General features: G+C 52.7%; 7 protein-coding genes. 2 read left to right on the forward strand and 5 right to left on the reverse strand.

Annotated elements, in window-relative coordinates:
* Window positions 1-705 precede the first annotated feature (705 nt).
* The 5 genes from LDN30_RS09040 to LDN30_RS09060 form a co-directional block, all read right to left on the reverse strand.
* Window positions 706-3,015, reverse strand: a complete 2,310-nt coding sequence (locus LDN30_RS09040) for an outer membrane beta-barrel family protein (RefSeq protein WP_223929310.1) — start codon at window positions 3,013-3,015, stop codon at window positions 706-708.
* A gap of 490 nt (window positions 3,016-3,505) precedes the next feature.
* Window positions 3,506-5,491 (reverse strand): outer membrane beta-barrel protein, encoded by a 1,986-nt coding sequence (locus LDN30_RS09045; protein WP_223929311.1) that lies wholly within the window; start codon window positions 5,489-5,491, stop codon window positions 3,506-3,508.
* 1,031 nt (window positions 5,492-6,522) lie between these two features.
* The gene (locus LDN30_RS09050) at window positions 6,523-8,844 is read right to left on the reverse strand and encodes a M6 family metalloprotease domain-containing protein (RefSeq protein WP_223929312.1); all 2,322 of its coding nucleotides are present in this window, start codon (window positions 8,842-8,844) and stop codon (window positions 6,523-6,525) included.
* Window positions 8,844-10,661: an Omp28-related outer membrane protein gene (locus LDN30_RS09055; RefSeq protein WP_223929313.1), complete on the reverse strand. Its 1,818-nt coding sequence runs from the start codon at window positions 10,659-10,661 to the stop codon at window positions 8,844-8,846. The genes LDN30_RS09050 and LDN30_RS09055 overlap by 1 nt, the downstream gene beginning before the upstream one ends.
* Before the next feature lie 21 nt (window positions 10,662-10,682).
* Window positions 10,683-15,269, reverse strand: coding sequence for a choice-of-anchor J domain-containing protein (locus tag LDN30_RS09060; RefSeq protein ID WP_223929314.1), 4,587 nt, complete (start codon window positions 15,267-15,269; stop codon window positions 10,683-10,685).
* 800 nt (window positions 15,270-16,069) lie between these two features.
* Here LDN30_RS09060 and LDN30_RS09065 point away from each other — a divergent pair.
* Complete coding sequence (locus LDN30_RS09065; RefSeq protein WP_223926329.1) at window positions 16,070-16,822, forward strand: polyprenol monophosphomannose synthase; 753 nt, start codon at window positions 16,070-16,072, stop codon at window positions 16,820-16,822.
* Window positions 16,823-16,895: 73 nt separating this feature from the next.
* Entirely contained in the window at window positions 16,896-20,321 is a 3,426-nt protein-coding gene (mfd, locus tag LDN30_RS09070) for a transcription-repair coupling factor (protein WP_223929315.1), read from the forward strand.
* The last annotated feature ends 215 nt before the right edge of the window (window positions 20,322-20,536 follow it).

Below are 20,536 nucleotides of genomic sequence, written 5' to 3' on the forward strand. Positions count from 1 at the left end.
AGTGTAAAAAGAAGAGGGGGCACAAAGTGCACTAATCGCACAAATACCATAAACCCCCTCTTCAAAAATAAAAATATATGACAAAAGGTATTAAGAGCCTGGCGGTTGAGAAACCGCCTTCGGGCGTTTGTGCCTATCGTCACATTCATTTAAACGGATTACATTGTGACATATTGTCTTCTATGTCGGCTTAAATGAAAGAGCCCTTACAACATTAGCGGTGCCATGCAGGGTGAATCGCGTATTAACATGTTGATAATTAATGTGTTGCACTTAAATCATCAATTTGTTGCAAAAGTAAAAAAAACTTTATTATTCGCAAATATTCTGATATTTATTTTGCGGAATTAACGTTTGTTCAACTCTTCAAATTACATTCCGCTGAGCAAGCCATATTAATCACAGCAAAAGGCATCCGCTTTGACTGCGCAGATTCAGCAACGGTCATAAACGATGGTCGTTTGCAGATTAAGGGCAAGCAAAGTAAGAAGCCGTCCGAAAAAGGTTGAAAAGATTCTATCCTGGCCCCGACCTGACGGCCATGAAGCCCCCCCTGAAAAGGGATCATTAACGCACCGTCCGCTGCACCATGAATCTACGACGGCGGCACTATTTTTTTGCTATAAGTTAAACAGTAAATAGGTTATGCCGAGACTGTTATACCGCCCCTTTCGCTCAGCCGCGAGACGGCATCACGGTTAGGCCTCAGAACCTGTTAATCTCGTTCTGACCCGCACCGGAGCCTTTGTACTTAACATTTGTGCCGTTGAAAGTATAGCGCAACGTTACCGATAGCGATCTGGAGGCGGTGCGCTTCACCTGCGACAGGGTGTTGCCATGAGAGTAGAGTACAGCATTATCCCAGTTTTGATGCAGAAGATCATTGCCGAAGACCTCAACGGCGAGGTTGTCATGCAGGAAAGGCTTCCGCAATCCCACCGTCAGCACATTGGAAGTGTGTCCGGCATAATAGTTCTGCTGGTTGCCCTTACTGCTGAACGAATAATCCAGTTCACCGGTCATTCCCCAAGGCAGTTTGAACGAATTGTTGCAAGTAACCACAAATACCGGCTTGTTCAGTCTGACAACCTCATTCCCGGTACTCAGGTTAAGCCATTGTTTCACCATCCCGGCACTGTATTGCGGCGACCACCAGCCCACTGTCGGAGCCACACTAATGAAAGCCGTCATGCTCTTGATGCTCTTCTGATTCTTATATCGCACCATTGTCACCGATTCGTCCTCCGGCAACTGCTCCGTCCAATAGATTATCGCATTCCTGGCATCCTTATATTCCAATGCCATCTGGACGAATTTCCACACGGCCGAAAGCGAGACCGTATGGTCGGTCTGGTGACGCAACAGCGGGTTGCCCGACTGCCGGAGGAATCGGTTGGCATAACTTATATTATTGCTCAGCTGAGTATAATTAGGGCGCGTAGTCTTTGCCGAATAGCCTACCTGCAGCGAGAGATTGCCAAGACTCTTTCCATAAGACAGACTGGGGAAGAAATTGTGATAATCCTTACTCTGTCCCGGCATGTAGACATTATTCTCATAGTATTTGAACTTCACGAATTCATAACGCAGTCCACCCTTCAGGTTGCCAATCTTTCCACTCCATCCATATTCGAGATAAGGACATAATGACGACTCCTCTATCTTGCTCGAAGCATCGTCAACGACATTCTTCATATTACTGCTGTAGGCATCCTTACGATGAGTATTTATGTATTCGGCACCATACGACAATGCACCGTCAAGGATTGGAGTTTCCATATCGAGTTTCCATGCCGCCATAGAGCTTCTGCTTGAGTTCCGCGTGTCCACCTCACGTGAGTCGTGCGTCTCACTAACCTCTTTGTTATATGTGTCGTAGATGCTATGCTCGAAATAATAGTCATTGTCAAATTCCACCGATGTAGCCCCAATCTTTCCGGCATAATAAACGTTCAGATATTGCGACGGACGGTCGCTGTTGTGCTGTCTCATCCCCGTCGATGTGTGGTCATAGGGATCACCGTCAGCGAGGGCATCGCTGCGCAGCCATCCTTTCATATATTCATTGCCGCTGATGGTAGTAGAATATTTCACACCCACCGACTGGTCACTGGTAAAATCGTAATATAGTCCACCCTGAAGATAATGCCACGCTGTCCTTCCCGAATAGTAATTGTCGGTATTTATCCACCAAAGGGTGTCGGCAGCTACCGTCTGTTCAAACCTCTGGTCGGAGTAGCCGCGCGATGTGCTATACTCATAAGTGGCAAAAGCATCCAACTTGCCATGTCGGTAATTACCCACAACAGACTGCGCGAAATTGCCGAAGCGGTTGTAGCGATAGTTTGTATAGGTGTCAAGACTAAGTCCCTCACCCTGAGGCCGAATGGTCTTGATCTTTATGACAGCCCGCACCGAGGCTGAATATTTGGCTCCGGGAGCAGTGACAACCTCAACATTCTTCACATCAGAAGCCTTGATGTTTTTCAGCTCATTCATATCCTGAAGCACATGCCCATTAAGATAGATAACCGGCGTGCCCTTGCCGAACACTTCCCATGCACCGTCTTTCTCGACGACACTCGGAATGCGGCTCAGCACCGTCTCGGCCGTACCCATCGTTCCCAACAGCGTGCCAGCCACATTGGTAACTATTCCCTCACCGGTCATGGAAAATGTAGGACGCCGTGCCGACACCACTGCCTCGTCCATCATATAAGCTGCGCTGTCAAGCTGGATATGCATATTGTCGGACAATGCTGAAGACCAGCAATCATTATATCCCAAGCACGACACCCTCAGCAGACAAGGAGTAGGAGGAACACTCACCTTGAACCGCCCGGCGTCGTCGGTGACGGCTCCATCGATATATGTTGTGTCGGCAGAACGATAAACTATAACATTGGCATAAGCTAACGGCACTCCTTTCTTGTCGCTAACGACACCAGAAACTGCCGTCTGGGCAAAACTGACCAAAGTACATATCTGAAACAAGAATACGAACAAGTATCTCATCTTTCCCACTTCCGGATTTGTTAATTGATATTCTTCAAATTTGCTTTCATCTATCAAGAATTCCCATTGATGCATGCTAACCACAACAACTGTATTAGCAGCCCACATCGAGTTTTCTTTCCTGCTCTTTCTGCCTAAGCAGTTAGAAAGTTCGTCCTAACGCTCACACAGCACTATCGAGGCTATAATCCGCACCGCTGACTATAGCATTAGCATTGCAAAATTACAGAAAAAAAACGCTTAACTATATTAATTTACGACACTTTTACCCTTTTAACGAAAATTTAATCACATAAAGACAATTCCGTTCCTGCCTATTCGTGCCCCGCAAACACCTTCATTGCTTTTGTGACGGCGAAGCGGACAACATGTAACCTTACCTTTCCGCACCCGGCTCAGAGGTAAAAAGACCTAACAGAATACTGCTGCCTTATAAAGGGCTTAAGGAAAACCATCGCTAAAAGGCAGACCATTTCCTGCGCTGTGCAGATCACTGCACTCCAGTTTGCTGGTCAGAATCCCTAAGGGTCTTATCGCGTTGGATATTGACTTTCCGGCCCTTGCTTAACGAATAGAAGATGTTTATCCCGAACGAGCGCGCTGTGATGAAGTTTGTCTGTCTGACAAAATCGCCCGACGGCAAGGTTGTAGTCGCCTTTGAATGATAATACCTCTGGAATGGCGTTTTCACTTCTACAGAAGCCGTAAGACGGCCTTTGAGGAAGCTCTTTACCACACTTAGCGAATACTGCTGAAGGGTAGAGCACGTGCTCCAGGGGTCGGGCAGGTTCTTAAAGAATCCATAGCTTGTCTTTATGTCCCAATTATGAGGCAGATAGAAGCTTATCGAAGGGGCGCACGTCTGATACCAGTCGCGCTGGTTCAGTACCGGGCTGTCAGCTTTCACACGCCGTATGCCGGTCATTGCCGACACTGAAAAGCGGAACCAGTTGAGCGGTTTCCACTGACAATATATCGAGCACGACAAATCTTTGCTGTGACCAAGATTGCCATAGGTGTTCATCATCATATCGCCCTCCCTCTTCCTATAAGAAAGTATCATATTGTTGCAGTACTGATATACGGGCGATAACGACACTAATCCCTTGTTGAATGTCTGATAGAGTTCCATGCTAACCATCTGTGTACCTTGCGGTTTCAGCAGTGGATTGCCCACTGTGCCCATGAAGTTATTTGTGTTGCTACGGAAAGGATTGAGCATATTCACTGTTGGCCGCATCAGCGACTTAGAATAGGAGAATGAGAATTGACTGCTGTTGTTTGGTGTCCAGTAGAGATATGCATACGGCAAGACATTGGTGTTGTTCCGTGTGTAATCAAGTTCGTGATCCTCGGGGAGGGTCATCTTCATCCGGCTTTGCTCGAGAGAGAATCCGGCTCCCCAGTACAATTTCTTCGCGCCGCCGGAATAATAAGCCGACAACTGCTCAATGTTCTGATTATAGCGCATCTTGTCTTCGGCATCCTCACTATTGTCCTGTGAGTAGACTGACGATGTTCTCCCTAACCTTATAATTCCCTTGGCCTCAAGGCGCAGCATGTGACGTCTGGCCAGAGCAATAAGGATGGAGGATGTCAGCGAGTGCTCGTTAACACCTCCGTCAGTCCTCTGGACGGTGCGGGCATCCTGGCCGCCCGGGGTTTGATTGGTCGAGAAATAGTGTCTCTTGTCTGGATTGTACGCATAGCGGTATCCAAGCATAAAATGTTCCCTGTCAGGATTGGCCTTGTAATAATTGCGCCAGATGATATTGCTTTCCACGGTACCGCTGCTGTTGCTGTCACTCCTTTTATACCGACTTGTCATATCGTCCTCTACGGATGATTCCATCGTATTTGTCGACGTATTGAAAGTCTCAATATTCCCGTGGATGTCGGCATACAGACTGTTTATGCTGTCTATTCTCCATTTCAGCATGCTCCGTAAGGTATGCGACTGAACGTTGCCGTTACCCTTTCCCTCGACGTGTATCTGCCTCGAGAGACTATCACCGGGATTACGGAACGAGTAGTCCTGCGTGAACGGCTGGTGATGCTGACCGTTGATGACATAGTTGTAATCAAGCGAGAAGTCGACATTTCCTTTCTTCACAAGCACCGTCAGACCGTCATTAGAATAAGGCTGCGTCGTACCTCCGAGGAAAGACGAAACCGTCAGACCATCGATTGCCTTCCCCCGTGTGACAATATTGAGGATTACCGTTCCCGGCCTGACGCCATACTTCTCGGCTGCGTTTGTAATCACGTCCACATGATCAATGTCGGTGGCCTTCACCGACGACAGTACAGACTTTGCGGAAACATTTGCCATCTCATACGGTCTCCCGTTAAGATAAATCTGATAGTTGGAAGTCCCTCTGACCGATACTGTTCCATCAGGCTTTGACTCAACGAAAGGCACCCTGTCCAAAGCTGTAAGCAAGTTTTCGCCTTTGGCTTTTTCATCAGCTTTCATATTATAGGACAACCCCTCATCCGTGAGTTTAGTCAGTTTCCTTTTCCCCTTTACGACCACATTGCCTAACTCTATCGCTTTAGGTTTCAACATTAAAATAATACAGGAGGAGTCATTAGCACAGACCAGTGATTTTGAAGCTGATCTATAACCCACAGCCGAGGCATCAACCCTTATTACGTTCTTCGCCGTATTAAATGCCACATCCCCCGCAGAATCGGCCAGCGCAGAAATATGTGTTGAATCAGCAAATGTCATCAACACGCATGCATATTCAACACCCTCACGGCTTGATGCATCGACCACTCGTATATGCCTGACCTGCGCGTTACATGACAAGAAAGAGCACAACAGAACAAATATAGAAAATATCTTGTAATTCATAATCTATTATCAAGCTTCACGGGTTTCTCTATTGAATGTAGATTTTATTCTCTCACAATCTAAGCGCAAAATTAAAAAAAAATCATTACTTACAAATTATTCATCAATTATCTTACACTTTTAACATTCATTCAACCTATTATACAACATATCGTAAGACGACCCACATTATTCGGGCAACAGGTCATCTTACATGCGCCCTAACCCCGTTGGCATCTGTTGAACGGACTGAAAATCGTTGATGATCAAATCAACTCTGAATCTTGTGGATGTGCTTTCATGAAATAGATTCTCCTTTCAAATGCTCATCAGCGTGCGCCAAATAAGATCCGCGAAATCTGCGGTATCTGCGTGCGAATCATTCCTCGCGCTGATTAATACGTTTATTTTTCCGGTGAAATCCTCAGATAACAATTCGTCTCACGTCCAATCCTTCAAGTGGGGGGAGCTGGGGCATACAGACGGCGAGGATGATTCACGGTTTTTGCGCCGGGATAATCGATGGAAGCCTGCGGCTGTATTCCGGGATGAGCCCTGCTCCATTATTGAAGGATTGGACGGAGACGCTTGATGAAAAGGCGGAAGATAAGTGATTATCTCACAACTACTTTCTGTCCGTCGCGGGTATATAGTCCACGAGGGAGGCGCTATCTCACAACTACTTTCCGTCCGTCGCGGATATACAGTCCACGAGGGAGACGCGCGACATCGGTTCCGACATAGCGGCCGTCGATAGTATATATCTTTCCGTCGGCTTTTCTGATGGTCGACACGCTGCTGATGGCATCGGCGACGGCGGGGAGGGTCACCGTCTGCTCATCGGACAGTGGAGAGTCGAACAGCGGGTCGCCGCTGATGGCCTGTACAGTCCACAAATAGGTGCCGCCGGGGGTAAGTCCGGTTAGCGTGTAGTGGGTCGTGGCGATATCCGTGACAGTCCACGACGGATTGACTATCGTGTCGATGGCGAGTGAATCGACGGTGCCGCGGACAACCTTCATGAAGTCGACGAACAGCCGCTCGTGATTGGTTGTCAGACTGATTACTGTCGTCCTCGTGCCCCCGTTGAACGTGCGGAAGATGGTATCCTGGGCCGCAGTGGCCTTCAGCCGTTCTTTATACAGCGTGGTACCGGTCAGCGAGTCGGTGACGGTAAGCGTATAGTTCACCGAACGGTTAGGGAAAGCGTGGGCGGCAAACTTCAACGTGAAGGTGCTGTCGCCGGTAGCGAGAAACAGCTTCGGACTCGTGAGCGTTCCGCTGTGTCCGTAGCGTCCTATCTGCACCTCACCGTTGGAGGCATAAAGTTCCGAACCTCGCCACATGGTGCTGTCGAACGACGTGAAGTCGTCATCGACGGGAGCGGGCTTCACCGAGTCGGGGAGGACGGCACGGGCCCGGAGCGTGTAACTTCCTGCACCGTCGACGCCTTTCCATGCGGCCGTGAACGATGTGGTGGTCTTGTCAAGATTGGCATCGTCGACGACGGGAGCAAGGAGCTTTTTCTGCATGAAGGCAAACGACACGGTGCCGTCGCCGTTCTCGCGGATGTTCGAGAGGCTCTTTCCCAACGGTGTTCCGTCGTAGAGCACCGAGCTCGGTGTACTCTCGTCGGTGAACGATGTGTTGTGGGAGGCCCCCGGGAAGAGGTCGCCGTCATAGTCGGCAGTGCTACGGTTATTGTCGGCAGGAACGATGCAGACCCTCATGTGCGAACCGTCGTTGTTGATGTTGTTGTTGTCCCAGCTGGTCTTATTGTAGTCGATATGCTGGATCATCAGACCCGAGACAGCCTGAGGAGTGTCCCAGGAGGTCTGCTGCCGGTTCTCGACGACATAGTATTCGTTAGGATTTACGGGCGACGTCAGTCTGTAGGCCTGTCCTTTCTGATGGATGTCGGCAATCCGCACTTCCGTCGAAGCGGTGTCAAGCTCGGGCAGTTCCATCCATCTCATCGTCCATCTTTCCCACGCCGAGTATCCCGCGGGAGTCTTCGAGCCGTTGTTGTAGCAGCCCCGGTCCATGATATCCCATTGTCCGAGCGGTACGGCATTGCCCCCACCGGTCTGGTAAAGGTCGGGAAATCCGATTACATGTCCAAACTCATGGCAGAAGGTTCCTATGCCCTCAAGGGTTGTCCCCGACGAGTTTTTCAGTTCCTCGGAGCACGCGTAGCGATTGATGGTGACCCCATCGAGTTGGAAACTGGAGCCATAGCTGTCGAGAGTCGACTGGTGTGGCCATATAGTATACGACGGAGCCCCATAAGACTCGGCATATCCGGCATAGATGACATAAACGAAGTCGACCTGCCCGTCGCCGTCGTTGTCGTACTTCGCGAAGTCTACATTATACAAAGTGTCCGCTTGTCGGCATGCCTCCGAAATCATATAGTGGGCGTAGGTGTCGCTACCCATGGCATCGTTCTGACCATAGAAATTGATGTCCTTATCGAGTTTCACGGGTCCTACGACATCGAAATGCGGACGGAACTGTCCGTAGCTCTGGTCGCGGAAGTACTGTGCTATGCTGCCCGTAGCCCCATCGTAGCTGAAATTGGCAGCATTGGCAAGGCTGTCGAACAACTCGCGATTGTATTCCGGTTGAAAACTGTTGTCAGCAAACTCTACGAGGATTATTATGCCGTTCATGTTGCCCACGGTGGGGAAGTTGGAGCGACCCTCACTGTCGAGGTTCAGTGTGTGGCGTGGAACGTTCCGGCTCACTTGCCGACGGTAGAACGACGCAAAGTCGACTCTTCCAGTTGCCCGCAGAAAACCGTTGCCGTCCTCTGTCATCATGTTTCCGGCCTCATCGTAGTAAGCATGGCAGTGCTCATCGCCGACGAGACGGACGGTGACGAAGGTTCCGTCGGGCTGACGGTGCTGTATCCACCGCTGATAAGCGGGAACGGCGTTGGCGACAATGGTAAATGCCAGAGCCGCAAGGGCAATAAATATTCTCTTCATTATTTAATTATTTTCGTTACGTTGTCGGCTGTTTTCACAATGAGAAGTCCCCGGAGCGGTGAAGCCATAAGGGCCGAGAGCGACGCGAACGTCCCCACCCTACGGCCGTCGGCGGTAAAGACCTGAAGTCGTTCGGAAGGAGATGGCTTTGCTGTTGGAATCTGACTGATTGCCGTTGCCGAGCCCGCTGTGGGATAGATATTTACAGCGTTGACAATATCGCCGTTGGCATTCATGAGCAAAGCCGCCACATGGATGTTGCGCTTGTTGCCGACCGGACACTTCGCAAGGTCCATCGTGTAGCTGTAAGTCACAGCCTTACCGGCTGCTATAGCGTTGTCGGTGTACGATTTGCCGTTGAAGGAGTTGTACACTCCCCTCGCCACGTCGTCATACTTCATGTTTACGACCTGCGGCAGGTTCTCCCAGCCGAGGAAAGATCCGCTCTCGCCACCCGAGTAGCCATTGTATTGCTGTCCGTCGATGGAGTCCTCGAGGAGCACGAAGGAGATTCTGTAGTCGGGGGAGGCTATATCCTCAGCCGAGATGAGACTCGTCGTGACATCGATGGCGGTGCTGTCGGCATTGAACTGCGCCTTTCCATCAAGACCAATGGTTCCAGCAACAGCCTGTATAGCCCGTGCCGCGCGCCGCACCATGCCATAGGGCTGCGTCGTAGTGTAGTCGCTCAAGCGGTTGCAGAACACCGTTGGGAATCCCTCACATTTATTCAACAGCGGCGCATAGCTGTATTCGTTGTCGGCGAGGGCCAGAGGGTCGGTCGGGACGTGTATGGAGATGGGGACCGACTCCTCGGGGTGCTCGTAGCCATTCTTCATATAGCGCAGCTCCTCGATACCCGCCACACAGAACTTACACCAGTTTCCGGTAAAGTCCTCCATGACGATGCGTCGCATATAGCGCGGATCACGACGCTCAAAGGTGAAGGCGACAACATCCCCGGCATCCTTACTAACACCCGAATCGTCGGCATTGACCTTGTCGACACTAAGATCATAATTGTTTATTCCCACCGTTGTCGTCAATGGCGAGGAGGCTGAGAACATGTCTCCTGCGGCAATCCGAAGGTCAAGTGTGTCGGTGGCATTCACGTCCAACGACGTTGCTGCTGTCGTCGACAGCCGGTTTCCGTTTCCGTTGCTGATGCTGTAATCTACTGATTCCACACGGTTTGTGCCGACATTGCGCACAAGACAGCGCATGGCCGGAACCGTGTCGTAGGTGTAGGTGTCCATCGGCAGCGCATCGACGACGACATAGTTTGCCGGCAGATTGTCGCCCGACAGCACCGGCTGTATGCAGAACGACCCCTCGATGGTTGTCCACCGCGAACTCGTATTGACGAACACCGTGTCGGCCTGTGCCGAGACATAGCTGTCGTAGGCGGCTCCTCCGGCCTCGGCGAAGGTAGCTTTATAGCCCACACTCAGCGGTCCGGCGGTCAGAGTCTGCGGCGATGAGAGCTCGACGGTGTTCCATCCGGCCTCAAGACTGCCCACCTTCTGTGAGTAGAACGGACGGCGGTCGGTGGCATAATGCTTGAGATAGACCGTCACGTTGGCAGCCGCCTTCGCGAGGCCTATACGCACCGCGCTGACGGAGCAGCCACGATCGGCAAAAGCCTTGATGCGGTTGGCCGGGAAAGTGACGTAGGGTGTGAGTATCTGATTGTCCGAACCATATCCTGCGCTGATTGTCTCACCATATCGCAAAACAACTCCATCTGTGTCGTTGGCACGGACAGAGTTGTTTGCAATAAGGAGAGCAACCACCGCGATGATTGCTTTCCTGTTCATTATCTTTTCGTTATGAATCTGTTATTTTACTATAACCTTCTTGTTTCCAACGACGTAGACACCTTTCTTCAGTCCGCTGAGCGATGTGGCATCCTTGCGGACGAGAGTTCCATCGGCACCGTAGACGTTGAATTTGGCACCTGCGTTGGCAGTGATAGTGGCTATACCGTCGGCAACGCTCACGCTGACAGGCTCAGAGAGCATCGACTCGCCCTCGGCATACACTACCGACACGCGGTAAGTGTAGTTGCCGTCAGCAGCAACTTTGTCGACAAATGTCGGCTCAGCCACACCGGCAGCTATGAGCTCACCGTCGCGGTAGATGTTATATCCTTTGAGGGTCAGGTCGCTTGTTCCACCATACAGCGGAGTGTAGGTGACATCGTCGATCATGAATTCGGATCCATTCTCCTGCGTAGTGTGGCGGATGGCAAAGTAGGATGCATCCTCCGGAAGCGTGTATCCGCGGTTCTGCCAGTCGGTGAAGTCGACAGTGCCCTCTGCAATCTTATGGAAGGTGGCCACGAAGTTCTTCATTGCATTATCGTCGCTCTTGTCCTGCGGCATGGCAGCGGTAGAATAAAGAATCTCGTAAGTCTCACGGCCATAGGCCTGCGGTGTCTTCGTCCAGAAGTCTATGTCGCTTCCGCCGGTTATCTCCGGCGAAATCAGCCAGTTGTCGTTAGGCAGTGTTGTCGTCTCACCATCGGAAGCACTGAAGGCCATGAGATACTGCGATCCGCTATGGGGCAGGAGCACTTGGAACTTCTGGAATCCCGCAGCGTCGCGGTTCCACACTTGGAAAGCCTGAGGCTCAAACTCATGAGGCACCTCAGGACCGCCAAAGTAGATAGGTATCTGCTTGTCGGCGTCGTAGGTTGTCCAGTCGCCGATAGAGTCGATGATGAATGCCTTGTAGCTGTCGAAGTCGTCGGTGACGGGATCGGTCATCTCGACCTTGTTGCCGTCAACGGTCTCGGGTGCTGTCCACGCCAGTGTGACGCTTCCCTCCGACTCGTTGGCTGTCAGCGCCGTAGCCTTAGGATACTTTGGTCCGTTGAGATATACGCGCGTCGTGGCCGAAGTGTTGTTCTGTAGCTTTCCGTCGCCGTCGTAGTTGACACGTACGAGGAAGTTGGCAGAGTCGCCGGCCTCGGTGAGAGCGTTCTTGACATCGAAGGCAAAGTCCTTTGTAGCGTTGACGGCTAATGGCTCACCGTCCTGCGTTGCTACCACGGTTCCGTTCTTGACAACGTCGACGGTATAGCTGTCGCTGGCCTTACTGCCCTCGTTGATGATGCGTGCCGTGACGGTGTTGGTCTTGTCGCCGGTGCTCATGCGGTATGGGATTCCGGCTGTCTCGACAGCGAGGTCCTTGGCTGCAAACTGGTCGAGGCGTACATTGTCAATATACAGTGCTGCCGAGCCGTCGGCTGTGTAGCCATAGAACTGGAAGGTGACGTTGTTCTTGCCGGCATACTGATGGAGGTCGACAACGTGGCGGTGCCAGCCGTCGGTGCCATCGTTATACTGGAATGTGCCGAGGCAGACAGTATCGGCATCGTCGACGGACGCAAAGACGCTGACATAAGCGTCGCCCTCGTCGGCCTCAGCGCCGTGATACATATAGAACGACAGTGCCGATGAGTCGCTGGCTGTGAGGTCGATGCGCGGAGTCTGGATGTAGCCTGCCGTCGGTGTGGTGCCGGTGTTGGCGTAGGTAAGTTCACCACCGTCCTTATCGAACGGGTCGACCGATGCCGAACCTGCTCCGACGACATTCCATCCGTTGCTGCCGGTGCCGTTGTGCAGAACCCAGGGGAGCGACGACAGGCCCACATGAGCAAAACTCTCCTTGAACGGCTGTGCATACGGTGTGCCGATGATGGCTGCTGCACGGATGCCTGCGCCCTCACCAGTGGCGTCGGACGGATAGACACCGTACTGGGCATAAACCTGCTGAGATGCGGTGTAGTCAAGGGTCTCGTCGGTGAAGGATGTTCCCTTGACAGCATTAGCGACGCTCTCCCACGAATACGAGTTCTCGTTCCAGCGGACGATACGGTAAACGACGTCGGCGGGATTGACGTAGCCGCCGTTCTTACCAACTGCTGAAGCTGCGTTCCACGTCAGCGTTGCCTTTCCTGTCTGGGGCATGCTGACTTTCAGCCCACGGATGGAATCCGGGATGTCGACGCCGATGAACTTCGTCACCTCAGCGCGGACACCTTTCTGATCGCCGCTAAAAGCACGTACATAGAATGTCTTGTTGGCATTCTTGTCGGTGGTAAAATCGTACGAATAGGACGAACCCGGAGTGACACTGTCGAAAGTCTTCACCTCGTTCTGACCCTCATCGTAGACGACGACCTTGCTCAGTGACTTCAGTGCTGTGCCGTCGGCATTCTTCTCAGGAGCCGCGAAGGAGAGCTTTCCGTTGAGAGCACCCTCGGCTCCGGCGGTGACGGTCAGTGCTGTGACCGTGTCGGGAGCACTGTGGAGTGCATCCTCGACCATGGATATATCGCTGATCACGAAGTCGTTGCTCGTATAAGTCGGACAATAGCCCTGGAAAGCGAGGTAGTAGGAACCGTCCTTCGGAGCCCTCACAATCACGGAGTTGTCAGTTTCGGCATCCGTCTCCGAGAATTTATCGAGGAGCAGCTTCCATGTGCTGACATCCTGGAGGTCGGTAACGAGGTAGAGACCGTACTCTACTGGTGACTCCACCGTACCGCCGCTGACCTTGAATTTCACCTCATAGTCGCGGTCGGCCTTGAGATTGGTGATGGCCGGGGTGATGGCGTAATCGTTCTGTGCATCCCAGCTTGTGCTGAGGGTGAGCCCCCACGAGTATCCAGAGGCGAGCTGGCCCCATGTCTGGCCGTTGCCGTTGGCATCGGCGAAGCGCCAGATGGATGAGGCATTCGCGTCGCGGAAATTCTCCGTGAACGGCACCTCATAGTGGTCGCCGTATGCTATGGCGTCGGTGGTGGCTGTGGCACCGGCCTTTCCGTTGGCGAGCGATGTCACCTCATAGTAGTAGGAGGCACGTTTCGTCGGCAGTTTCTCGGCGAAAGATGTGGCTTTTTGATTCTCGGCCACCACTACACTGTCGGGCTGGCGCACCACACGGTAGCTGATTGCGTTGTCGTCGACGACACCACCGTGGAGCGATGTCTTAGGAGCTTTCCAACTCAGTGAGTCGTTACCCGTCGAAGGGTCGACGGCATAAGTGAGGCTGTCGACCTCACCGGGAACGTCCTGACCGGCTACAACCTTGAAGGTACGGGCCTGCGAGTTTCCCGAGGCGTTCCTGATGACGATCTTGATGTTGTGGACGCCCTCGCTGAGGGCCATCGTCTCACTCTGCTTCGAGCCCGCATCGGCGGTGAAAGTCTTGTCGGTTCCGTCGAGGGTGCGCACCACTGTCAGCGGTCCGCTGACGGCTGAGCCGTCGTAGGCCTTTGTCGGCACGGTGTAGGTGAGGGTCATATTCGTGCGGCTCTCATCCCATGTGTAGGCTATGTCCTGTGCCGGAGCCGGGGCCTTCGGGTCATCGGCCGGAGTGATATACATTCCGTGGATGTTCTCGTTGCCCGGGAAAGCGGCCACACGGCTGTAGTCGGAACCGCCGACGGTGCCCTTCCACAGCGATGTGGTGAACTCGCCGTCGTGCATCGACACGTAGACATTGCCGTTGTCGACAACGGTATATGTTCCGCCCTGAGTCGTGAGAGGAAGGTTCAGTGTTCCGACCTCAGTGAACTCGTTCGTCGAGGGGTTGAGCTTGGTGAGCTTATTGCCGTCGCCGGAGTACTTGCCGGCATAGACGTTGCCCTCACTGTCGAAAGTGTAGAGGAGGTACCAGTCGTCGGTTTTGGCTATGGTGTCCACCTTGTAGGTGTCCATATTCATCTTCAGGACGAGGCGCGAAGGAGGGAATGTTCCTGAATCCCAGTCGATGGGCTCATTGTTGTACATCGTCATATACGTCTCGTTGTCCACCGGATTGTAGGCCGCCGTAGAGTATGTCATCGGGTACAGTCCGCCCAAATCGATAGTATCGCCAACCTGCTGCCACGTGTTGACGTCATATTTCAGCATCTTTGTGCTGGCATACGGGTTGTAGTCGGCATCATAAGAATATGTAGTGGTCATCACGTAGTAGTAACCGTTGGCGTAGAAAGACACCACCGGCTCATTGGGGAACGTGGCATTGCCGCTGATCTTCGTGAGATTTATCGGCGACGAGGCGGCGAAAGAGTAGATACCCGCCGGCAGAGTGGTCGGTGTGCGGTAGTCGCCGGTAGTGTAGTTGAAACCATTGATGATAGGAGCATTAGGGTCGGCATCGACGGCTCCGATACGCGCCGGCAGACGAGTAACACCCGGTTTTGCCACCGACATCAACGATTGACGTGCTCCGAAGGACGCATTGCCACCCCCATGCCGCAGATGTCCGGCAGCGAGGGGAATGTCCTTCTTGATAGCATTAGCACTCACCGCCCGGTGATTCTTCAGCGTCGGGGTCAGCGTCTGAGCGCTGCCCGTCGAAGGAAGAAATACGCCTAACGCAGTAAGCGCAAAGAGATAAACTTTCTTCATAAAAGAATGCAGTTAATTATAAACATATTATAAAATGATATATGAATCAAATTATTATCCTCAAATAATGCCGCAAAAGTACGAAATTAATAGCAATAATTGCGGCAAATATCATAAAAAATCACAATATACGGTAAAAATTACTCATCAATCAGTATTCTCGGTCATTTTATGTGAGGAAAAGACCGTTCTGCTTCTTGCTCACGAAGAACCATTGCTGATGTCGTTGGATGTAAATATAATTCAAATCCGCTGCCCGATTGTATCCTTTATGTTACCATCTCATTTCGAATGGCTTACCTATACTGTGTATTTGGCTCTGCGATAATCCTTGCCGCTGACGGCCTCGGAGATTCTTATCCGTCGAAACGACATCTGCCGTCCTTAGTGGCAACAACAAATACGCGTGACTGTCCGAAACGGCTGAACGGGATATATATAAGGTCAGTCATAATCATGCTGACTGCGATTGGTTTTTATTCCGGTGCAAAGGTACAACTTATTTTTCCCGATTCCAAATTTCAGGGGTATAGAAAGAGGGGTAGAACGAGGGGTAGAAAGGGGTATAGGACTGCGGACGACGGAAAATCACTTATCGAAAAGTTATTTTTCGCATGAAATTCACTTTCCCGAAAGCTATCTCTGCCGTGGAGCATCCAAAGCCAAAAGCCATAAAATGGCACTCCAAAAGCAAGAAAAGTGTAAGAACTAAAAAAAATAATATAATGTAAGGCGGTATTCTGCACGTTTTGGGAAAAAAGTAATACCTTTGCAACAAAGAAACGAAAAAGACAAGACTAATGAACGAAAGCGACAGTATAGTCATTATCCCGACCTACAACGAGAAGGAGAACGTTGAGAAGATTATCCGGGCTGTGCTTGGGCTCGCAAAGCCTTTCCACATCCTTATCATCGACGACGGCAGTCCCGACGGCACAGGGAATATTGTCAAAGGCCTCATGGCCAATGAGTTTGCAGGCCGCCTCTTTATCATTGAGCGCAGTGGGAAACTCGGGCTCGGTACGGCCTATATCACCGGCTTCAAGTGGGCTTTAGAGCATAAGTACGACTACATCTTCGAGATGGATGCCGACTTCAGCCACAACCCCGACGACCTTCCGCGCCTCTATGCGGCCACCCACGACGAGGGCAACGACGTAGCCATAGGGTCGCGCTATCTCACCGGCGTCAACGTAGTGAACTGGCCTATGGGCCGTGTGCTCATGAGCTACTTCGCCTCCCGCTATGTCAACTTCGTCACGGGAATTCCCGTACGCGACACTACGGCCGGTTTCGTGTGCTACAAACGCCGCGTGTTGGAGACCATCAACCTCGACGACGTCCGCTTCAAGGGCTATGCCTTCCAGATAGAGATGAAGTTCACCGCCTATAAGATTGGCTTCAAAATCAAGGAGGTGCCGGTGGTCTTCGTCAACCGGCGCGAAGGTACGAGCAAGATGAGCGGCGGCATCTTCTCCGAGGCCCTCTTCGGGGTTATGCGGCTGCGCTGGGACGGCTGGTTCAAGAAGTATCCGGCCATGCCGAAAGACTAAGGACAGACCGCGTCGTGCCGCCGCAGGAATCCACCGCGGCAGCACCGCGATGCCATGTCTATAATAACCGTCTATGGACATAAAAAACATTGTTGATATATATGCCTCAACGCCTCAGGCGAAGGCATTGACGAAGTTCCTGGAGAAAAAGTCGGTGACGACCATTTTCCTGCAGGGACTTTTTGCGTCCTCACCATCGCTGTTCTTCGCCGCCATACAACGTAAGGTGAAGGCACCTATGATTTTCATCCTCCAGGATGCCGACGAGGCCGGTTATTTCTACCACGACCTCACACAGATTGCCGGCGACGACAACGTACTCTTCTACCCTTCGGGCTACCGCCGCGCCGTGAAGTACGGCCAGCGCGATGCTGCCAATGAGATTCTGCGCACCGAGACGCTCTCCCGTCTGGGCAGTTTCGGCCGTGACGGCCGCGGACCGAAAGGCTCACTGTTCGTTGTCAGCGAGCCGTCGGCCATCGCCGAGCTCGTGGTGAGCAAGAAACGCCTCGACTCACGCACCCTAACGCTGAAGGTGGGACAAACGGCCGACATCATCGACATAGAAAAGACGCTGCGCGATTTCGGCTTCACCCAGACCGATTACGTATACGAACCGGGCCAGTTTGCGGTGCGCGGAAGCATCCTCGATGTCTATTCGTTCAGCTCCGAACTGCCGTTCCGTGTTGATTTTTTCGGCAATGACATCGACACCATCCGCACTTTCGAAGTCGAGAGCCAGTTGTCGCACGACAAGCTCGACGCCATCTCCGTCGTCCCCGAGCTCGCCACGCTCACCGAGGAGAAAGTGCCGTTCCTGCAGTTTCTCCCCGAGGGTTCCATCCTCGTGATGAAAAACTACCTCTACGTCCACGACACCATCCAGCGCGTCTACGACGACGGATTCTCCTCGCAGGCCATCACCGAGCAGCTTGAGGGCCACACCGAGGTGGAGCAGGCCGAGATACGCTCCGAGCTCCGGCGCGAGTCGCAGCTCATCACCGGCAGCCAGTTTACCGACGATGCCTCGCGGTTCACGCGCATAGAATTCGGCAGTGAGCCCACGGGCACCCCGGCAGCGAAACTGACCTTCGATATTGAGCCACAACCTCTATACCATAAGAATTTTGAACTCCTCGAGCGCAGTCTTGAGGACTACCTACTGCAGCAGTATAAGCTGTTTATCCTCGCCGACAGCGCCAAGCAGACGAAGCGTCTGGCCGACATCTTCAGCGACCAGGGCAAGGACATCGCCTTCGAGCCGGTGAACAAAACGCTCCACGAAGGATTCGTCGACAAGGAGCTGCATATATGCTGTTTCACCGACCATCAGATTTTCGACCGCTATCATAAGTACAATCTGAAATCGGACAAGGCCCGTGCCGGCAAGATGGCCCTTACGATGAAGGAGCTCCAGGAGCTCGAGCCCGGCGACTACCTCGTACACGTCGACTACGGCATCGGCAAGTTTGCAGGACTCGTCCGCGTACCGCAGCCAAAGGCCGGCGACGGCGGTCAGGGCTATCAGGAGATGATACGTATCGTCTATCAGCACGGCGATATCGTCGACGTGAGCATCCACTCGCTCTACAAGATAAGCAAATACCGCAGTGGCAGTGCCGGTGAGGCCCCGCAGCTGTCGGTCTTGGGCAGCGGTGCCTGGGACCGGATGAAGGAGAAAGCCAAGAAACGCATCAAGGACATTGCCCGCGACCTCATAAAACTCTATGCCAAACGGCGCCGCGAGAAAGGGTTCGCCTTCAGTCCCGACGGCTATATGCAGCATGAGCTCGAGGCCTCGTTCCTATATGAGGACACCCCCGACCAGAGCAAGGCCACCCAGGACGTGAAGCACGACATGGAGATGGCCAAGCCCATGGACCGCCTCGTCTGCGGTGATGTGGGCTTCGGCAAGACAGAGGTGGCCATCCGCGCCGCCTTCAAGGCTGCCTGCGACGGTAAGCAGGTGGCTGTGCTCGTACCGACGACGGTGCTCGCCTTCCAGCACTATCAGACATTTAAAGACCGGCTGCGCGATATGCCCGTGAGGGTGGAATACCTCTCGAGGGCCCGCACGGCAAAGCAGACGCGAGAGGTGCTCGCCGACCTCGAGGCCGGAAAGGTGGACATCATCGTAGGCACACATATATTAATAGGTAAGAGGGTGAAATGGCACGACCTCGGACTACTTATCATCGACGAGGAACAGAAATTCGGAGTGTCGACGAAGGAGAAGCTGCGGCAGCTGAAGACAAATGTCGACACGCTGACGATGAGTGCCACCCCGATACCGCGTACGCTGCAGTTCTCGCTCATGGGAGCCCGCGACATGAGTATCATGCGCACTCCCCCACCCAACCGCTACCCCATCCAGACCACCATCTCGACATTCAACCATGAGGTCATTGCCGATGCCATAAACTTTGAGATGAGCCGCAACGGACAGGTGTTCTTCGTCAACGACCGCATCAGTAACCTCGGGGCCATTGCCGAACTCATACATAAGTATGTGCCCGACTGCCGTGTGGCCATCGGTCACGGGCAGATGGACCCCGACGAACTGGAGAAGATCATCATGGGATTCATGAACTACGACTACGACGTGCTGCTCTCGACGACCATCGTCGAGAATGGTGTCGACATCTCCAACGCCAATACCATCATCATCAACGATGCCCACCGTTTCGGCCTCTCCGACCTCCATCAGATGCGGGGCCGTGTGGGACGGTCGAACAAAAAGGCCTTCTGCTATCTCCTCGTACCGCCTCTGGCCACCCTCAACGCCGACGCGCGCCGTCGTCTGGAAGCCCTCGAGACATTCTCGGGTCTCGGCAGCGGGTTCACCCTCGCCATGCAGGACCTCGACATCCGTGGCGCCGGCAACCTCTTGGGTGCCGAGCAGAGCGGATTCATGGAGGACCTCGGCTATGAGACATATCAGAAAATCCTCTCGCAGGCCGTCACCGAACTGAAGAACGACGAGTTCCAGGACATGTACCAGGAGCAGATGGACAGTGGAGAGACAATCACCGGCGACGACTTCGTCGACGACTGCTCCATCGACAGCGACCTCGAGATGTACTTCCCCGACACTTACGTACCCGGCAGCTCGGAGCGTATGCTCCTCTACCGCGAGCTCGACAATATCGACAACGCCGACGACCTAACAGCCTACCGCCACCGCCTCGAGGACCGTTTCGGTCCGGTGCCCCACGAGGGTGAGGAGCTCATGCACGTCGTAGAGCTGCGCCGTCTCGGACGGCGACTGGGCTGCGAGAAGATTATCCTGCGGCAGGGACGCATGCAGATGCAGTTTGTCAGCAACCCGAACAGCGCGTTCTACAAGAGCAAGGCTTTCGGAAAGATTATCGACTACATACAGACCAACGTCCGCAACTGCACCCTGCGCGAGAAGAACGGCAAGCGGCAGATGCTCGTCGGCAACATCACGAGTGTTGACAGTGCCGTGGCAGTGCTCCAGACCATCGACAAGATGTAACAGGCGGTCACGAGTTGTGCAATCGTTTGCTATGGAAAAAATTACTTTTTGAAGAAAAATTGTTCCATATTGAACGAAACCGTTGTAACTTTGCGCTCGGTAAGAAAAGGTTTTTTCATAGGTTTAAGCTATTTATTGGTTTCAAGCGTGAAACAAGGGTAAAATTATTGGTTAAGTCATTCAGATAACATTAAGGTTAAGTAAGGATCGCAGTT

This window comes from Prevotella lacticifex, assembly GCF_019973375.1.
GTDB classification, from domain to species: domain Bacteria; phylum Bacteroidota; class Bacteroidia; order Bacteroidales; family Bacteroidaceae; genus Prevotella; species Prevotella lacticifex.

Coding starts and splice junctions, on each gene's coding strand:
- LDN30_RS09040 (WP_223929310.1), bottom strand. CDS start 3,015: ATGAGATACTTGTTCGTATTCTTGTTTCAGATATGTACTTTGGTCAGT.
- LDN30_RS09045 (WP_223929311.1), bottom strand. CDS start 5,491: ATGAAAGCTGATGAAAAAGCCAAAGGCGAAAACTTGCTTACAGCTTTG.
- LDN30_RS09050 (WP_223929312.1), bottom strand. CDS start 8,844: ATGAAGAGAATATTTATTGCCCTTGCGGCTCTGGCATTTACCATTGTC.
- LDN30_RS09055 (WP_223929313.1), bottom strand. CDS start 10,661: ATGAACAGGAAAGCAATCATCGCGGTGGTTGCTCTCCTTATTGCAAAC.
- LDN30_RS09060 (WP_223929314.1), bottom strand. CDS start 15,269: ATGAAGAAAGTTTATCTCTTTGCGCTTACTGCGTTAGGCGTATTTCTT.
- LDN30_RS09065 (WP_223926329.1), top strand. CDS start 16,070: ATGAACGAAAGCGACAGTATAGTCATTATCCCGACCTACAACGAGAAG.
- mfd (WP_223929315.1), top strand. CDS start 16,896: ATGGACATAAAAAACATTGTTGATATATATGCCTCAACGCCTCAGGCG.